The organism is Brucella sp. IR068 (genome assembly GCF_049065885.1).
Classification (GTDB): Bacteria; Pseudomonadota; Alphaproteobacteria; order Rhizobiales; family Rhizobiaceae; genus Brucella; species Brucella intermedia.
The window spans coordinates 198806-213009 of the sequence record NZ_JBAKHE010000003.1 but is presented as its reverse complement, the minus strand read 5'-3'; the positions used below and the strand labels follow the sequence as shown (position 1 = coordinate 213009).

The following is a 14204-nucleotide window of genomic DNA, read 5'->3' as shown; positions in this document are numbered from 1 at the left end:
ACTTTTTGGGATGCGCTGCCTCTTCCAGCGATTGATAGGAGCAAGCTTGCCGAAGCGCAATCGGAAAAGCATGCGCATGCGAACAGTCTATTCACTTGCGAATAAACCATCCTTGACAGCTGCAAATTTCCTGCCGATATTACTATGATGTCAGACCAATTTTAAAACCAAAAAGGGAACGGGGTCTGGACGGATTGCGCTGCGATTGTCTGGGGGCAGTCCGGAAAATGGAGGCAGAATGAAAGATCGCAGGCTGTTGCAGATCGCGCCGCTACCACCGATGGATCGCGCCCGGCAGGTAACCGATGCGCTCGCCAATTACATCGCGACCGCGCATCTTCAGGCCGGAGACCGCCTTCCCGCTGAACGCGAACTGATGACCGCTCTCGCTGTCGGCCGCTCCACCATTCGTGAAGCAATCCGCCACTTTCAAGCCCTCGGGGTGATCGAAGCGCGCAAGGGTAGCGGCACCTATCTGCTCAAGCCGATTTCGGCTGCAACCATCCATATGCCGCTTTCATTCGATCCTGCGCAGTTGCGCGATGCATTGCTGCAATCGCTTGAAGTGCGCCGTGGCATCGAAGCCGAGGCCAGCATGGTCGCTGCCCGCAAACGCACGGCTGAGGACCTCGTCATCATCGAACGCAATCTCGATGAGATGGAGCGCGTTCACATCGCGGAAGGCACGTCCGGACCCGAGGATCTGGCGTTCCATCTCGCCATTTACGACGCGACCCACAACCCGCTTTTCAGGCAATTGCTCGAACAGATGCGCGAAGCCTTCCTGCGTTTCTGGGATCATCCGTTCGAGCGGGTAGACTTCGCGCGGCGGACCTTTCCGTTCCACCGCACCCTCTTCAACGCCATCGTGGCTCAGGACCCTGAAACCGCGCGGCAGGAAACACTCAAAATCCTCGACATTGTCGAGGAAGACATCAAGGAAATGTCCAAATGACTGACGGGATGGACCCGCTGGATTTCGCAGCGCTTACAGTCGCCCATGATGAAGGCAATGCTTTCGACGCCGTGGTTCCGCCCATCGTGCAGACTTCGCTTTTCACCTTCCCAAGCTATGACGACATGGTCGCCTCCTATCGGGGCGAAAAGGTTCGGCCCATCTACACGCGCGGCCTCAACCCGACCGTGCGCGCATTTGAAGAAATGCTGGCAAAACTTGAAGGCGGCGAAGATGCGCTCGGCTTTGCCAGCGGTATGGCGGCGATCTCTTCAAGCGTGCTGGCTTTCGTCAATCCGGGTGATCGCATCGTTGCGGTGCGCCATGTCTATCCGGATGCGTTCCGGCTTTTCGGCACTATCCTGAAACGCATGCAGGTGCAGGTCGACTATGTCGATGGCCGCGACGAAGAGGCGGTTGCAAAGGCCCTGCCCGGCGCAAAGCTCTTCTACATGGAAAGCCCGACAAGCTGGATCATGGAAGCCCATGATGTCGGGGCCCTCGCCCAGATCGCCCGGCAGCATGGCGTTCTGACCATCATCGACAACAGCTGGGCCAGCCCGATCTTCCAGCGTCCGCTGTCGCTGGGCGTCGATCTCGTCGTGCATTCGGCATCGAAATATCTTGGCGGCCATAGCGATGTCGTGGCCGGCGTCGTGACCGGCTCGAAAGTGCTTATCAACGCGATCCGCGCGGAAACCTATCCATATCTCGGCGGCAAGCTTTCGCCCTTTGATGCCTGGCTTCTGGTGCGTGGCATGCGCACCTTGCCGACGCGCATGAAGGCGCATGAGGCATCGGCGCTGGAAATCGCAAAGCGGCTTCAGGCGCTGGATGTGGTTGAAACCGTGTGCCATCCCGCCCTTGCCAACCGCTTGCCTGCGGGCCTGCATGGCACCTCCGGCCTGTTCTCGGTCATCTTCCGCGAAGGCGTGAACATTCGCGAATTCTGCAATCATCTCGATCTGTTCAAGCTCGGCGTGAGCTGGGGTGGACATGAAAGCCTGATCGTGCCGGGCGAAGTCGTGCTGCAGCAGAAGGCGCAGCCCAATTCGGCGCATACGTTCGGCATCGACCCGCGCTCCGTGCGCCTGCATGTCGGACTGGAAGGAACGGAAGCGCTGTGGCGGGATATTGAAGGAGCGCTCGCAGCATCGGCCGTATGAATAAAACAGTGAGGAGCAATAAGGGGAACTGCAATGAAAAAACTAATAGCAGCCGCATTCGCAACCATGCTTTTGAGCGGTACGGCGCTTGCCGATACGACCTTGAAGCTTGTTGAAGTCATCACCAGCCCCGAGCGCACCAAGACGCTTGAATCCATCGTCGCCAAGTTCGAGGCGGCCAATCCGGGCACCAAGGTGGAAATCATTTCGCTGCCATGGGGCGAATCCTTCCAGAAATTCGCCACCATGGTTTCGGCGGGCGAAATCCCGGACGTCATGGAAATGCCGGACACCTGGGTTTCGCTCTATGGCAATAACGGCATGCTGGAGAATCTCGAGCCTTATCTCGAAAAATGGGAAACCACATCCGACCTGACCGAGCGCGCGCTTGAGCTTGGCCGCAGCGTCAACAACACAGCCTATACGCTGCCTTACGGCTTCTATCTGAACGCGATGTTCTACAACAAGAAGCTGCTGAGCGAGGCAGGCGTATCCGAACCGCCGAAGACGCTGGATGAATTTGTCGAAGCGTCCAAGAAGATCGCCGCCCTTCCCGGCAAATCCGGCTATTGCATGCGCGGTGGTCCCGGTGGGCTGAATGGCTGGGTGATCTTTGCCGCTTCCATGGCGGGCAACAACAAGTTCTTCAATGAAGACGGCACCTCGACCATGAACAGCGAAGGCTGGAAAAAGGGCATCACCTGGATGGTCGATCTCTACAAGAACGGCCTTGCACCGAAGGACAGCGTCAACTGGGGCTTCAATGAAACCGTGGCCGGTTTCTACAGCGGCACCTGCGCCTTCCTCAATCAGGACCCGGATGCGCTGATCGCCATTGCCGAACGCATGAAGCCGGAAGATTTCGGCGTCGCCATCATGCCGAAGGGCCCGGATGGCAAGACCTTCCCGACCATCGGCTTCGCCGGCTGGTCGATGATGAGCGCGAGCAAGAACAAGGATCTTTCCTGGAAACTGATCTCGATGCTCGAAGGCCCGGAAGGCAACATCGAGTGGAACAAGCGGACCGGCGCGTTGCCGGTTCTCAAATCGGCGCAGAACGATCCGTTCTATAGCGGCGAGCAGTTCAAGGGCTGGTTCGATGAACTGGCCGACAAGAACGTCGTTCCAACCATGATGCCGACCTATCTGGAAGAATTTGCCTTCTTCAAGGATTCGCTCGTCATCAAGACCTCGCAGGAAGCGCTTCTCGGCGACATCACGCCGGACCAGCTGGCCGACCAGTGGGCAGAATATCTGACCAAGGCGCAGCAGAAGCACCTCGCCAAGCAATAGCACCACGAACGGTTGGCAGGCGCGGAGTTTTCGCGCCTGCTCATCCTCTTCATGCAATCCCCGCGAAGGGAAAAATGATGACCGACACCGCTTCCATAAAGGCCCCGGTGCGCAACGAAGTGCCAAGGCAGGACCAGCGCAGCTTTTTGCAGCGGCTTGCGCACGCCTCCGAACCTTATCTCTACAGCGCCCCTGCGCTCATCCTCATCGGCGCCATCATGCTGGTTCCGCTGATCCTCGGCGTCTCCTATGCCTTTCGCGACATTCAGTTGCTCAACCCGTTTTCGGGCGGCTTCGTGGGGCTTGATCATTTCCGTGAACTTGCGACCGATCAGGCGTTCTATCGTTCCCTGAAGAATACGCTCTGGTGGACCGGCTGCTCCGTTCTGCTGCAATTCGTGTTCGGACTTATTCTGGCCCTGCTGCTCGACAAGCCGTTTGCGGGGCGTGGGCTGGCACAGGCGCTGATCTTCCTGCCATGGGCCGTGCCGACATTTCTCACCGGTCTCAACTGGGCCTGGCTGTTCAATCCGGTGATCGGCCCGCTGCCGCACTGGCTGCATGCAATCGGCATACTGAGCGCGCCAAACAATATCCTGTCCGATCCCAATCTTGCCATGTGGGGCATCATCACCGCAGGTGTGTGGTGGGGCATTCCGTTCTTCGCCATCACCATGCTGGCCGCCTTGCAGGCCATCCCGCGCGATCTTTATGAAGCGGCGGCGATCGATGGCGCAGGCCCCGTGCAGCGTTTTCTGTCGATCACGCTTCCTTACCTCGCGCCGACCATGGCCATCACCATTCTGCTGCGCACCGTCTGGATCGCCAACAGCGCCGACCTGATCGTCGTGATGACGGGCGGCGGCCCTGCCGACCGGACGCAGATCGTTGCAAGCTACATCTTCACGCAGGCCTTCAAGCGGCTCGATTTCGGTTACGCCTCGGCCATCGCGATGGTCCTGCTTGTCCTGCTGATGGTCTATTCGATGCTCATCGTGCTGTTGCGCCAGACGCTTCTGAACAAGGATTGAGCCATGCCCAACCGTAAAATCTACCTTGCCGGCGCGCATCGCATTGCCATTCTCCTGTTCGTCCTGTTTGCACTGTTTCCGATCTTCTGGCTGGTGAAGGTATCCGTCACGCCCAATGATCTGCTTTACAGCGAGGGCGTGCGGCTCTGGCCATCGCGCATGACCTTCGACCACTTCAGCCATGTATTGAACAACAGTTCGTTTCCGCTGTTCTTCTGCAACAGCCTGATCGTGTCCGGATCGACCGCCATCATCGTCACGCTGCTGGCATCGCTTTCCGGCTATGCGCTGTCGCGGTTCAACTTCCGCGCCAAATACTGGATCGTGGCGCTGATGCTGCTGACGCAGATGTTTCCGCTCGTGATGCTGATTGCGCCGATCTACAAGATCATGGCGCCGCTCGGCCTTACCAACAGCCTGCTCGGCCTCGTCATCGTCTACTCGGCCTTCAACGTGCCCTTCGCCACCTTCCTGATGCAGTCGTTTTTCGATGGCATTCCGAAGGATCTGGAAGAAGCCGCGAAGATCGATGGCGCAACGCAGTTCATGGCCTTCCGCCAGATCATCCTGCCGCTGACCCTGCCCGGCATTGCCGCGACGCTCGGCTTTGTCTTCACCGCTGCGTGGAGCGAGCTTCTCTTCGCGCTGATGCTGATTTCCGGCAATGATTCAGCCACCTTCCCGGTTGGGCTGTTGAGCTTCGTCTCAAAGTTCTCGGTCGATTTCGGACAGATGATGGCAGCGGGCGTGCTAGCGCTCATCCCGGCCTGCGTCTTCTTCTTCCTCATTCAACGGTATCTCGTGCAGGGCCTCACGGCTGGCGCGGTAAAAGGCTGAAAGGATTTTTCCCTATGGCTTCCATCGATATTCAGTCGGTCCGCAAAAGCTATGGCGAACATGCAGTTCTGCATGGTGTCGACCTTGAGATCAAAGATGGCGAATTCATCGTGCTGGTCGGCCCGTCCGGCTGCGGCAAGTCCACGCTTCTGCGCATGATCGCCGGGCTTGAAGACATCACCTCGGGTCAGGTGCAGATCAGCGGCAAGCGCGTCAATGAACTGGCCCCCAAGGATCGCGACATCGCGATGGTGTTCCAGTCCTATGCGCTCTATCCGCATATGAGTGTGGCCGACAATATGAGCTACAGCATGCGGCTGCGTAAAACGCCAAAGGAGAAGATCGCGAGCGCCATCCAGTCGACCGCCGCCAAGCTCGGCCTTGAGCCTTTGCTGGAACGCCGTCCGAAGGCGCTTTCCGGTGGCCAGCGTCAGCGTGTCGCCATGGGCCGCGCCATCGTGCGCCAGCCCAAGGCCTTCCTCTTCGACGAGCCGCTCTCCAATCTCGATGCGAGACTGCGCGAGCAGATGCGCGCTGAAATCAAGAAGCTGCACGGTGAACTGAAAGCCACGTCGATCTATGTGACACATGACCAGATCGAAGCCATGACACTGGCCGACCGCATCGTGGCTATGCATGGTGGTGTGGTGCAGCAGGTTGGCTCGCCGCTGGAGCTTTACGACCGTCCGGCCAATCTTTTCGTGGCGGGCTTCATCGGCTCACCGGCCATGAACTTTCTCGATGTGACCTATCTCGAACAGGATGGCGACCCGCGTCTGAAACTCAAGGACGGCACGCTCATCGCATTGCCGCAGCCCTTGAACCTCAGGGACGGCGCCAAAGCGACGCTTGGCATTCGTCCCGAGCATGTCCATATCGAGAAGTCCGCGGGCCTTCCTGCCGATGTCGATCTGGTGGAGCCGACCGGTTTCGGCATCATCCTGCATCTCGGCCTGCATGGATTGCCGTTCAAGATTTTCACGCTGGACCGCGATGCGCTGCACATGCAGGGCTCAATTCAGGTGAGCTTTCCGGCTCAGCACCTCCACCTTTTCGATGGCGACGGAAACCGGGTGGAGCCGCGAGCGGTTCAGTAATCCGTGGCGAAGCGCGCCTGGATGCTCTGCGACAACAGGGCGACCGGGCGCGTCGTGTCGCCCGGCGGGTTCCACAGAAGCTCCTCGATCTCGCTTGAGGCAACCGGAACCTGACCGTCTTTCAAAGTGAGGTGAAACAGTTCCGCCTCGACCGTCGCGTCGGCCTCATTGGCGGCAGGCGCTGCCATTTTTGCAGCATAACGCAACTGGCTCTCGTCAATGAGAATGCCAAGCTCTTCCTCGATCTCGCGGATGAGCGCGATTTCAGGTTGCTCGCCTGCGTCGATCTTGCCGCCGGGCTGGAAGAAAATCTCGCTGCCGCGCTTGCGTACGAGAAGGAAACGGCCCGCCTCATCGCGGACGATGGCTGCTGAAATTCGAATCGTCTTCATGAGGGCGGACTTTCGTCTCGCGGGCGAATGCCGTCAAGAATGATGGCACTCACCGCCCGGGCTGTTTCGTCGTAAAATCCGGCTTCTTCCGAACGGCGTCCGAGAACCGCTGCGACCTGAACGGAAAAATCCGAATAGTGCTGCGTTACCGCCCATATGGTGAAAATCAGATGGTACGGGTCCACCGGAGCCAGGCGCTTTTCCGCAATCCATCGGTGGATGACCGCCGCCTTTTCATCGACCAGTTGCTTCAGATGCCCCTTCAGAAAATCGGAAATCGCCGGTGCGCCGTGCAATATCTCATTGGCAAAGAGGCGCGAAGCCTCCGGTTTCTTCGCCGACATTTCGAGCTTCAGCCGGATGTAACGCCGCAATTCTTCCAGCGGATCGCCGTCAGGGTCGATGTGCTCGAAAGGCTCCAGCCAGCTCGCCAGCGTGTCTTCCAGCACGGTTACATAAATATTCTGCTTGCGCGGGAAATAATAAAGCAGGTTTGGTTTCGACATTCCCGCCTTCTCGGCGATCTGGTCGACCGTCGAGCCGCGAAAGCCGTAAGCAGAAAAAACCTCCAGCGCTGCATCAAGGATAAGCCTGCGATTTATGCCCTGAATGCGCGTCGCGCCTTCCGACCTGTCGTTCGACGTCCTGTCGTTTTCGACCGCCTCGGTGCGTGAGTCTGAAGGAGCTGTGGCCATTTGACACCTTTCAGCAGCATAGAATTTTTCAAAAGCGCTTGACCATGTTCAAAGGCTCTTCTAGCCTGCAATTTGACCAACTAGTCAAGTTTTTGCGCAAGGCAAGAATATTGTGGCCAAAGAGCCGGGTCACGGGAACATATATTGGCGGGTGAATGTGGGCCAGAAATATAATGGCCCGGATTTGAACGCCCATACATAATGCGGAGGCAGAGCGCATGGTGCTCACCAGCAATCTTAGAGTCAATGGCGATCGCCTTTGGGACAGTCTGATGGACATGGCCCGGATCGGTCCCGGTGTGCGCGGTGGCAACAATCGCCAGACCCTGACCGATGAGGATGGCGAAGGCCGCAAGCTGTTTCAGAGCTGGTGCGAAAAATCCGGGCTTTCGATGGGCGTCGACACGATGGGGAACATGTTCTTCATGCGTCCCGGCGAAGATGCCGATGCCGATCCCGTTTATATGGGCAGCCATCTGGACACACAGCCGACGGGCGGCAAGTTCGACGGCGTGCTGGGCGTACTCGGCGGGCTCGAAGTCATGCGCACGCTCAACGATATGAACATCAAGACGAAACGACCCATCGTCGTCGTCAACTGGACGAATGAGGAAGGCACGCGCTTTGCGCCCGCCATGCTCTCGTCCGGTGTGTTTGCCGGCGTGCACGAACAGGAGTGGGCCTACCAGCGCACCGACGCCCAGGGCAAGAAATTCGGCGATGAGCTGGAGCGCATCGGCTGGAAAGGCGATGAACCGGTCGGCAGCCGCAAGATCCATGCGATGTTCGAGCTTCATATCGAACAGGGGCCGATCCTCGAAGCCGAACACAAGGATATCGGCGTCGTCACCCATGGCCAGGGGCTGTGGTGGCTGCAAGTGACGTTGACGGGCAAGGAAGCGCATACCGGCTCCACGCCGATGAAGATGCGCAAGAATGCAAGCCTCGGCCTTGGGCGGATGCTGCAACTCGTCAACGAGATCGCCATGTCGCACCAGCCGGACGCGGTGGGGGGTGTCGGCCATATCGACGTATCGCCCAATTCGCGCAATGTGCTCCCCGGCCAGATCGTTTTCACCGTCGATTTCCGCTCGCCCAACCAGGCCGTGCTGGACGACATGAAAGCGCGTTTTGAAAAGGAAGCGCCGAAGATCGCGGCGGAACTGGGCATCGGCATCGAGATCGAAGTGGCGGGGCATTTCGACCCCGTGACATTCGACAATGGCTGCGTGGAGGCTATCCGCAATGCGGCGGAACGGCTTGGCTACAGCCACCGCAATATCGTTTCGGGCGCAGGCCATGATGCCTGCTGGGTCAATCGCGTGGCACCGACCGCCATGGTCATGTGCCCCTGCGTCGATGGCCTCAGCCATAACGAGGACGAGGACATTTCGAAAGAATGGGCGTCGGCGGGAACCGACGTGCTTCTGCATGCAGTATTGGAGACCGCTGAAATTGTGAGTTGATTTCGGGCTTCTCCGATACTGCTACTGTTCGCAACAAAACCAAAAGGGGAACGACGAACAATGGCAAAGGTCATCAAAGGCGGAACCGTCATCACGGCTGACCGCACCTTTAAAGCCGATGTTCTCATCGAAGGCGAGAAGATCGTTGCCGTCGGCGACAATCTCTCCGGCGATGAAGTGATCGATGCATCCGGCTGCTATATCATGCCCGGCGGCATCGACCCGCACACCCATTTGCAGATGCCCTTCATGGGCACCTATTCCTCCGACGATTTCGATACCGGCACCGCAGCCGCGCTTGCGGGCGGCACCACGATGGTGGTCGATTTCGTCCTGCCCGGCTCCGAGGGCAATCTTCTGGAAGCGTTGCAGGAATGGTTCCAGAAAGCGGGCAAGGCGCGCACCGACTATTCGTTCCACATGGCCATCACCGGCTGGAACGAGCGAACCTTCAACGAAATGGCCGAAGTGGTGAAGCGCGGCATCAACACCTTCAAGCATTTCATGGCCTACAAGGGCGCGCTGATGGTGAACGATGACGAGATGTTCGCTTCTTTCCAGCGCTGCGCGGAACTTGGCGCCATGCCGCTCGTCCATGCCGAAAACGGCGATATCGTCGCACAATTGCAGGCGAAGCTGATGGCCGAAGGCAATGACGGGCCGGAAGCGCATGCCTATTCCCGCCCGCCGGAAGTCGAAGGCGAAGCCACCAACCGCGCCATCATGATTGCCGATCAGGCAGGCGTGCCGCTCTATGTCGTGCATGTGTCCTGCGAACAAAGCCATGAGGCGATCCGCCGTGCGCGCCAGAAGGGAATGCGCGTTTTCGGCGAGCCCCTGATCCAGCATCTGACGCTCGATGAAAGCGAATATCACAACCGGGACTGGGACTATGCGGCCCGCCGGGTCATGTCTCCACCGTTCCGTGACAAGGTCAATCAGGACAGTCTTTGGGCTGGCCTTGCGGCAGGAAGCCTGCAATGCGTTGCGACTGACCATTGCGCTTTCACCACCGAGCAGAAGCGCTACGGCATCGGCAATTTCACCAAGATTCCAAACGGAACGGGTGGGCTGGAAGAACGCATGCCGGTGCTGTGGTCGCGCGGCGTGCGCACCGGGCGCCTGACGCCAAACGAATTCGTGGCTGTCACATCGACCAACATCGCCAAGATCTTGAACATCTATCCGCAGAAAGGCGCCGTTCTGCCGGGTGCGGATGCCGATCTTGTCATCTGGGACCCGGAGGCCACCAGGAAGGTTTCCGCAAAGACCCAGCATTCCTCCATCGATTACAACGTGTTCGAGGGCTTTGAGCTCAAGGGCCTGCCGAAGATGACGCTTTCCCGCGGGCGGGTTGCTTTCGACAAGGGTAACGTCACGGCGGAACCCGGCGACGGACGCTTCATCGAGCGCGAGCCGAATGGCGCCGTCAATCGGGCGCTGTCGCAATGGAAGGAAATCGTTGCGCCGCGCAAGGTGGAACGCAGCGCCGAACATATGCCGATAGGGGTCTGACACATGGCCATCGTCCAGCTTCGGGAACCGCGCATGAGTTTGAATGACAGCATGGCCCCGAAGGGGGGCGAGGCAAATGCGCAGACCGTGATCGATATCAAAGACCTGTCGCTCGTTTTCGAGACGAATGACGGGCCGGTCCATGCGCTGTCGAATATCGATCTCGCCGTCAGGCGCGGCGAGTTCGTTTCCTTCATCGGTCCTTCGGGATGCGGCAAGACGACGTTGATGCGTGTCGTCGCCGATCTCGAACGGCCGACCTCCGGCTCCGTCACCGTGAACGGGAAAACACCGGAACAGGCCCGCCTCGCCCGGTCCTATGGCTATGTGTTTCAGGCGGCTGCCCTGTTTCCGTGGCGCACCATCGAAGACAATATCAGCCTGCCGCTGGAGATCATGGGCTTCTCCAGGACCGAAAGGCGCGAGCGGATCGAAAAGAACCTCGCGCTCGTCAATCTCTCGGGCTTCGGCAAGAAATATCCGTGGCAGCTTTCCGGCGGCATGCAACAGCGCGCATCGATCGCACGCGCCCTCTCCTTCGATCCCGACATGCTGCTGATGGACGAGCCTTTCGGCGCGCTCGACGAAATCGTGCGCGATCACCTCAACGAACAGCTTCTCAAGCTATGGGCCGCGACGCGCAAGACCGTGATTTTCGTCACGCACTCGATTCCGGAAGCGGTGTTTCTTTCCACGAAGATCGTCGTCATGAGCCCGCGCCCGGGGCGAATACATGAAATCATCGATTGCGACCTTGGCCCCGACAGGCCGCTGGAAATCAGGGAATCGGAAGCATTCCTTAAAATTGCCCACCGGGTCCGTGAAGGTCTGCGTCTGGGGCATATTCATGAGTGAGCGCGCGCCTCAACCGCATTGTGCCGGAGATCGCCCATGAAAGGTTTTCTGCGCGACAGATTCATTCCGGTGACGACCATACTCGCCGTCATCATTGCGCTCTGGTATGGGCTGGCGATTGTGCTCAATGCGCCGTTCGAACGGGATCAGGCTACCCGTGCGGGGACGGAAATCACCTTCTCAACGCTCGTCGCCAATACGATGCATCAGGAGCGACCGGTCCTGCCCGCGCCGCATCAGGTGGCCGAGGAAATCTGGAAGACCGTCTTCGGGGTCAAGCCCAGCTCCAAGCGCAGCCTCGTCTATCACGGATGGGTGACATTATCCTCCACCTTGCTGGGTTTCGTGCTGGGGTCGGCGCTAGGCGTCCTCCTTGCTGTCGGCATTGTCCATTCCCGCACGCTCGACAAGAGCCTGATGCCGTGGATCATCACCTCACAGACGATCCCGATCCTCGCCATCGCGCCAATGATCATCGTGGTGCTGAATGCAGTCGGCATATCGGGCCTGCTGCCCAAGGCGATCATCTCGACCTATCTCTCCTTCTTTCCGGTAGCTGTCGGCATGGTGAAGGGGCTGAGATCGCCCGACGTGATGCATCTCGACCTTATGCGCACCTATAATGCATCGAGATCGCAGGTGTTCTGGAAGCTGCGCTGGCCTGCGGCCATGCCGTTTCTTTTCACGTCGATGCAGATCGCGGTCGCCATCAGCCTCGTCGGCGCCATCGTGGGTGAGTTGCCGACCGGAGCGGTTGCGGGACTGGGTGCGCGGCTGCTTGCAGGTTCTTATTACGGCCAGACCGTGCAGATATGGGCTGCCCTCGTTGCCGCTGCCCTGATGGCCGCCGTGCTGGTTGCGCTGATCGGCATCGCAGCGCAGCTCGTGAACCGGCGCATGGGCGCGAAGCCGGAAAGGGCGGCAGCATGATGACAGGCATTCTTTCCGTCATGGCGCTCATTGCCGGTTCCTGGCTGCTCGTGGGTTGGGTGGCAAGCCTGAAGACCCGCAATCCCGTAGGCCAGAAGATGCTGGATATCGCCGTGCCGGCGCTGTTCGGCATCGCGATGCTGCTGCTCTGGGAAGTAACGGTCCGGCTCTTCGCCATCCCGCAGGTTCTCCTGCCTGCACCTTCGGCTATCTGGGCGCGCATCGCCGCGTCCGTACCGATCCTCTGGGCGGATTTCAGGCAGACTTTCCTCAAGGCCGTCATCATCGGCTATGCCGCGGGGTGCGGCCTTGGTTTCATCACCGCCATCATCGCGGACCGGATTCCGTTCCTGCGCAAGGGGCTGCTGCCGCTCGGCAATCTGGCCGCAGCGCTTCCCATCGTTGGTGTCGCACCGATCATGGTGATGTGGTTCGGTTTCGACTGGCAGTCAAAGGCAGCGGTCGTCATCATCATGACCTTTTTCCCGATGCTGGTGAATACGGTCGCGGGCCTTGCCAGTGCCGGGGCGATGGAACGGGACATGATGGAAACCTACGGCTCCAGCTACTGGCAGACATTGTTCAAGCTGCGCCTGCCAGCGGCCATGCCCTTCATATTCAACGCTCTCAAGATCAATTCCACCCTGGCGCTGATCGGCGCGATCGTGGCGGAATTTTTCGGCACGCCGATCGTCGGCATGGGCTTCCGCATCTCGGCGGAAATCGGGCGCATGAATGTAGACATGGTCTGGGCGGAAATCTTCGTAGCCGCGCTTGCCGGTTCGCTCTCTTACGGGCTGATCGCGCTGATCGAGCGCAGACTGACATTCTGGCACCCTTCATACAGGAGGACCTAGGCCCGAATATTTGGCATCTGCAAACATAAGGCAGACCAAAGCGCATTCAGAAAAGTGGAAACCGGTTTTCGGAATACGCCTGATAAAAAGAACCAGAGGAGAACGGAAATGAAAAAGGCAATTTCTTTATGCCTTGGGACTGCGGGGCTGGCGCTCGCTCTTATGAGCAGTTCGGCAATGGCTGCCGACAAGCTGACCTTGCAGCTCAAATGGGTGACGCAGGGGCAGTTCGCCGGCTACTATGTGGCCAAGGACAAGGGCTTCTACGAGGAAGAAAATCTCGACGTCGATATCAAGCCGGGCGGGCCGGACGTCGCTCCGCCGCAGGTGATTGCCGGTGGCGGCGCAGATGTCGTGGTCGACTGGATGCCTTCGGCGCTTGCGACCCGCGAAAAAGGCGTCCCGCTCGTCAACATCGCCCAGCCCTTCAAGAAGTCCGGCATGATGCTGACCTGCCGCAAGGACACCAACATCACCAAGCCGGAAGATTTTCGGGGCCGCACCCTTGGCGTCTGGTTTGGCGGGAATGAATATCCATTCCTGTCGTGGATGAGCCATCTGAAAATCCCGACCGAGGGCGGCAAGGACGGCGTGACCGTGCTGAAGCAGGGCTTCAATGTCGACCCGCTGATCCAGAAGCAGGCCGACTGCATTTCCACCATGACCTATAATGAATACTGGCAGGTGATCGATGCGGGCATTCCAGCCGATCAGCTTGTCGTCTTCCCTTATGAAGAACAGGGTGTCGCGACACTGGAAGACGGGCTTTACGTGCTGGAAAAGAGCCTCGACGATCCGGCGATGGTCGACAAGCTGGCCCGCTTTGTCCGCGCCTCGATGAAGGGCTGGAAATATGCCTCCGAAAACCCGGGGGAAGCCGCCGATATCGTGCTCGACAATGATGCCTCCGGCGCGCAGACCAAGGAAGTGCAGGAGCGTATGGTCAAGGAAATCGGCAAGCTGGTCGATGGTTCCGATGGCACTCTCGACGTGGCAGCTGCCGACCGCACGGTGGAAACCCTGCTCGGCGGCGGTTCCGATCCGGTCATCACCAAGAAGCCGGAAGGCGCGTGGACCGCGAAGATCACCGACGCCATGAAGAAGTGATCGCGTTC

The 14204-nt window shown here is 59.0% G+C and carries 14 protein-coding genes; 12 read left to right on the top strand and 2 right to left on the bottom strand.

Annotation, left to right across the window (positions count from 1 at the left end):
* Positions 1-238: 238 nt before the first annotated feature.
* From ACOWVS_RS06765 to ACOWVS_RS06740, 6 genes are all read left to right on the top strand, one after another.
* On the top strand, positions 239-955 hold the full coding sequence (locus ACOWVS_RS06765) for a FadR/GntR family transcriptional regulator (protein ID WP_021586291.1): 717 nt from the start codon (positions 239-241) through the stop codon (positions 953-955).
* The gene (locus ACOWVS_RS06760) at positions 952-2121 is read left to right on the top strand and encodes a PLP-dependent transferase (protein ID WP_021586292.1); all 1170 of its coding nucleotides are present in this window, start codon (positions 952-954) and stop codon (positions 2119-2121) included. Before ACOWVS_RS06765 ends, ACOWVS_RS06760 begins: the two co-directional genes overlap by 4 nt.
* Positions 2122-2154: 33 nt before the next feature.
* Positions 2155-3414 carry an ABC transporter substrate-binding protein gene (locus ACOWVS_RS06755; RefSeq protein WP_021586293.1) on the top strand — a complete coding sequence of 420 codons (1260 nt, stop codon included), beginning with the start codon at positions 2155-2157 and terminating at the stop codon, positions 3412-3414.
* A 77-nt stretch (positions 3415-3491) separates the two neighbouring features.
* Positions 3492-4445, top strand: a complete 954-nt coding sequence (locus ACOWVS_RS06750) for a carbohydrate ABC transporter permease (RefSeq protein WP_021586294.1) — start codon at positions 3492-3494, stop codon at positions 4443-4445.
* A 3-nt stretch (positions 4446-4448) separates the two neighbouring features.
* Entirely contained in the window at positions 4449-5282 is an 834-nt protein-coding gene (locus ACOWVS_RS06745; RefSeq protein ID WP_021586295.1) for a carbohydrate ABC transporter permease, read from the top strand.
* A gap of 14 nt (positions 5283-5296) precedes the next feature.
* Positions 5297-6379 (top strand): ABC transporter ATP-binding protein, encoded by a 1083-nt coding sequence (locus ACOWVS_RS06740; RefSeq protein ID WP_021586296.1) that lies wholly within the window; start codon positions 5297-5299, stop codon positions 6377-6379.
* Here the strand turns inward: ACOWVS_RS06740 and ACOWVS_RS06735 are convergent.
* Together ACOWVS_RS06735 and rutR are read right to left on the bottom strand one after the other, a co-directional pair.
* Positions 6373-6771 (bottom strand): NUDIX hydrolase, encoded by a 399-nt coding sequence (locus ACOWVS_RS06735; protein WP_006465997.1) that lies wholly within the window; start codon positions 6769-6771, stop codon positions 6373-6375. The genes ACOWVS_RS06740 and ACOWVS_RS06735 overlap by 7 nt on opposite strands.
* Positions 6768-7466: an HTH-type transcriptional regulator RutR gene (gene rutR / locus ACOWVS_RS06730; protein WP_006465996.1), complete on the bottom strand. Its 699-nt coding sequence runs from the start codon at positions 7464-7466 to the stop codon at positions 6768-6770. Before rutR ends, ACOWVS_RS06735 begins: the two co-directional genes overlap by 4 nt.
* A gap of 218 nt (positions 7467-7684) precedes the next feature.
* On the opposite strand from rutR, the gene ACOWVS_RS06725 reads away from it, so the two are divergent.
* The 6 genes from ACOWVS_RS06725 (at position 7685) to ACOWVS_RS06700 (ending at position 14196) form a co-directional block, all read left to right on the top strand.
* Positions 7685-8932, top strand: a complete 1248-nt coding sequence (locus tag ACOWVS_RS06725; RefSeq protein WP_021586297.1) for a Zn-dependent hydrolase — start codon at positions 7685-7687, stop codon at positions 8930-8932.
* A gap of 60 nt (positions 8933-8992) precedes the next feature.
* Complete coding sequence (gene hydA, locus ACOWVS_RS06720; protein ID WP_006465994.1) at positions 8993-10447, top strand: dihydropyrimidinase; 1455 nt, start codon at positions 8993-8995, stop codon at positions 10445-10447.
* A 33-nt stretch (positions 10448-10480) separates the two neighbouring features.
* The gene (locus tag ACOWVS_RS06715; protein WP_075041788.1) at positions 10481-11302 is read left to right on the top strand and encodes an ABC transporter ATP-binding protein; all 822 of its coding nucleotides are present in this window, start codon (positions 10481-10483) and stop codon (positions 11300-11302) included.
* Between the two features lie 36 nt (positions 11303-11338).
* The gene (locus tag ACOWVS_RS06710) at positions 11339-12232 is read left to right on the top strand and encodes an ABC transporter permease (protein WP_021586299.1); all 894 of its coding nucleotides are present in this window, start codon (positions 11339-11341) and stop codon (positions 12230-12232) included.
* A complete protein-coding gene (locus tag ACOWVS_RS06705) occupies positions 12229-13089 on the top strand; it encodes an ABC transporter permease (RefSeq protein ID WP_021586300.1) in 861 nt (286 codons plus the stop codon). The genes ACOWVS_RS06710 and ACOWVS_RS06705 overlap by 4 nt, the downstream gene beginning before the upstream one ends.
* A gap of 108 nt (positions 13090-13197) precedes the next feature.
* A complete protein-coding gene (locus tag ACOWVS_RS06700; RefSeq protein ID WP_021586301.1) occupies positions 13198-14196 on the top strand; it encodes an ABC transporter substrate-binding protein in 999 nt (332 codons plus the stop codon).
* Positions 14197-14204: the final 8 nt, after the last annotated feature.

Coding starts and splice junctions, on each gene's coding strand:
- ACOWVS_RS06765 (WP_021586291.1), top strand. CDS start 239: ATGAAAGATCGCAGGCTGTTGCAGATCGCGCCGCTACCACCGATGGAT.
- ACOWVS_RS06760 (WP_021586292.1), top strand. CDS start 952: ATGACTGACGGGATGGACCCGCTGGATTTCGCAGCGCTTACAGTCGCC.
- ACOWVS_RS06755 (WP_021586293.1), top strand. CDS start 2,155: ATGAAAAAACTAATAGCAGCCGCATTCGCAACCATGCTTTTGAGCGGT.
- ACOWVS_RS06750 (WP_021586294.1), top strand. CDS start 3,492: ATGACCGACACCGCTTCCATAAAGGCCCCGGTGCGCAACGAAGTGCCA.
- ACOWVS_RS06745 (WP_021586295.1), top strand. CDS start 4,449: ATGCCCAACCGTAAAATCTACCTTGCCGGCGCGCATCGCATTGCCATT.
- ACOWVS_RS06740 (WP_021586296.1), top strand. CDS start 5,297: ATGGCTTCCATCGATATTCAGTCGGTCCGCAAAAGCTATGGCGAACAT.
- ACOWVS_RS06735 (WP_006465997.1), bottom strand. CDS start 6,771: ATGAAGACGATTCGAATTTCAGCAGCCATCGTCCGCGATGAGGCGGGC.
- rutR (WP_006465996.1), bottom strand. CDS start 7,466: ATGGCCACAGCTCCTTCAGACTCACGCACCGAGGCGGTCGAAAACGAC.
- ACOWVS_RS06725 (WP_021586297.1), top strand. CDS start 7,685: ATGGTGCTCACCAGCAATCTTAGAGTCAATGGCGATCGCCTTTGGGAC.
- hydA (WP_006465994.1), top strand. CDS start 8,993: ATGGCAAAGGTCATCAAAGGCGGAACCGTCATCACGGCTGACCGCACC.
- ACOWVS_RS06715 (WP_075041788.1), top strand. CDS start 10,481: ATGAGTTTGAATGACAGCATGGCCCCGAAGGGGGGCGAGGCAAATGCG.
- ACOWVS_RS06710 (WP_021586299.1), top strand. CDS start 11,339: ATGAAAGGTTTTCTGCGCGACAGATTCATTCCGGTGACGACCATACTC.
- ACOWVS_RS06705 (WP_021586300.1), top strand. CDS start 12,229: ATGATGACAGGCATTCTTTCCGTCATGGCGCTCATTGCCGGTTCCTGG.
- ACOWVS_RS06700 (WP_021586301.1), top strand. CDS start 13,198: ATGAAAAAGGCAATTTCTTTATGCCTTGGGACTGCGGGGCTGGCGCTC.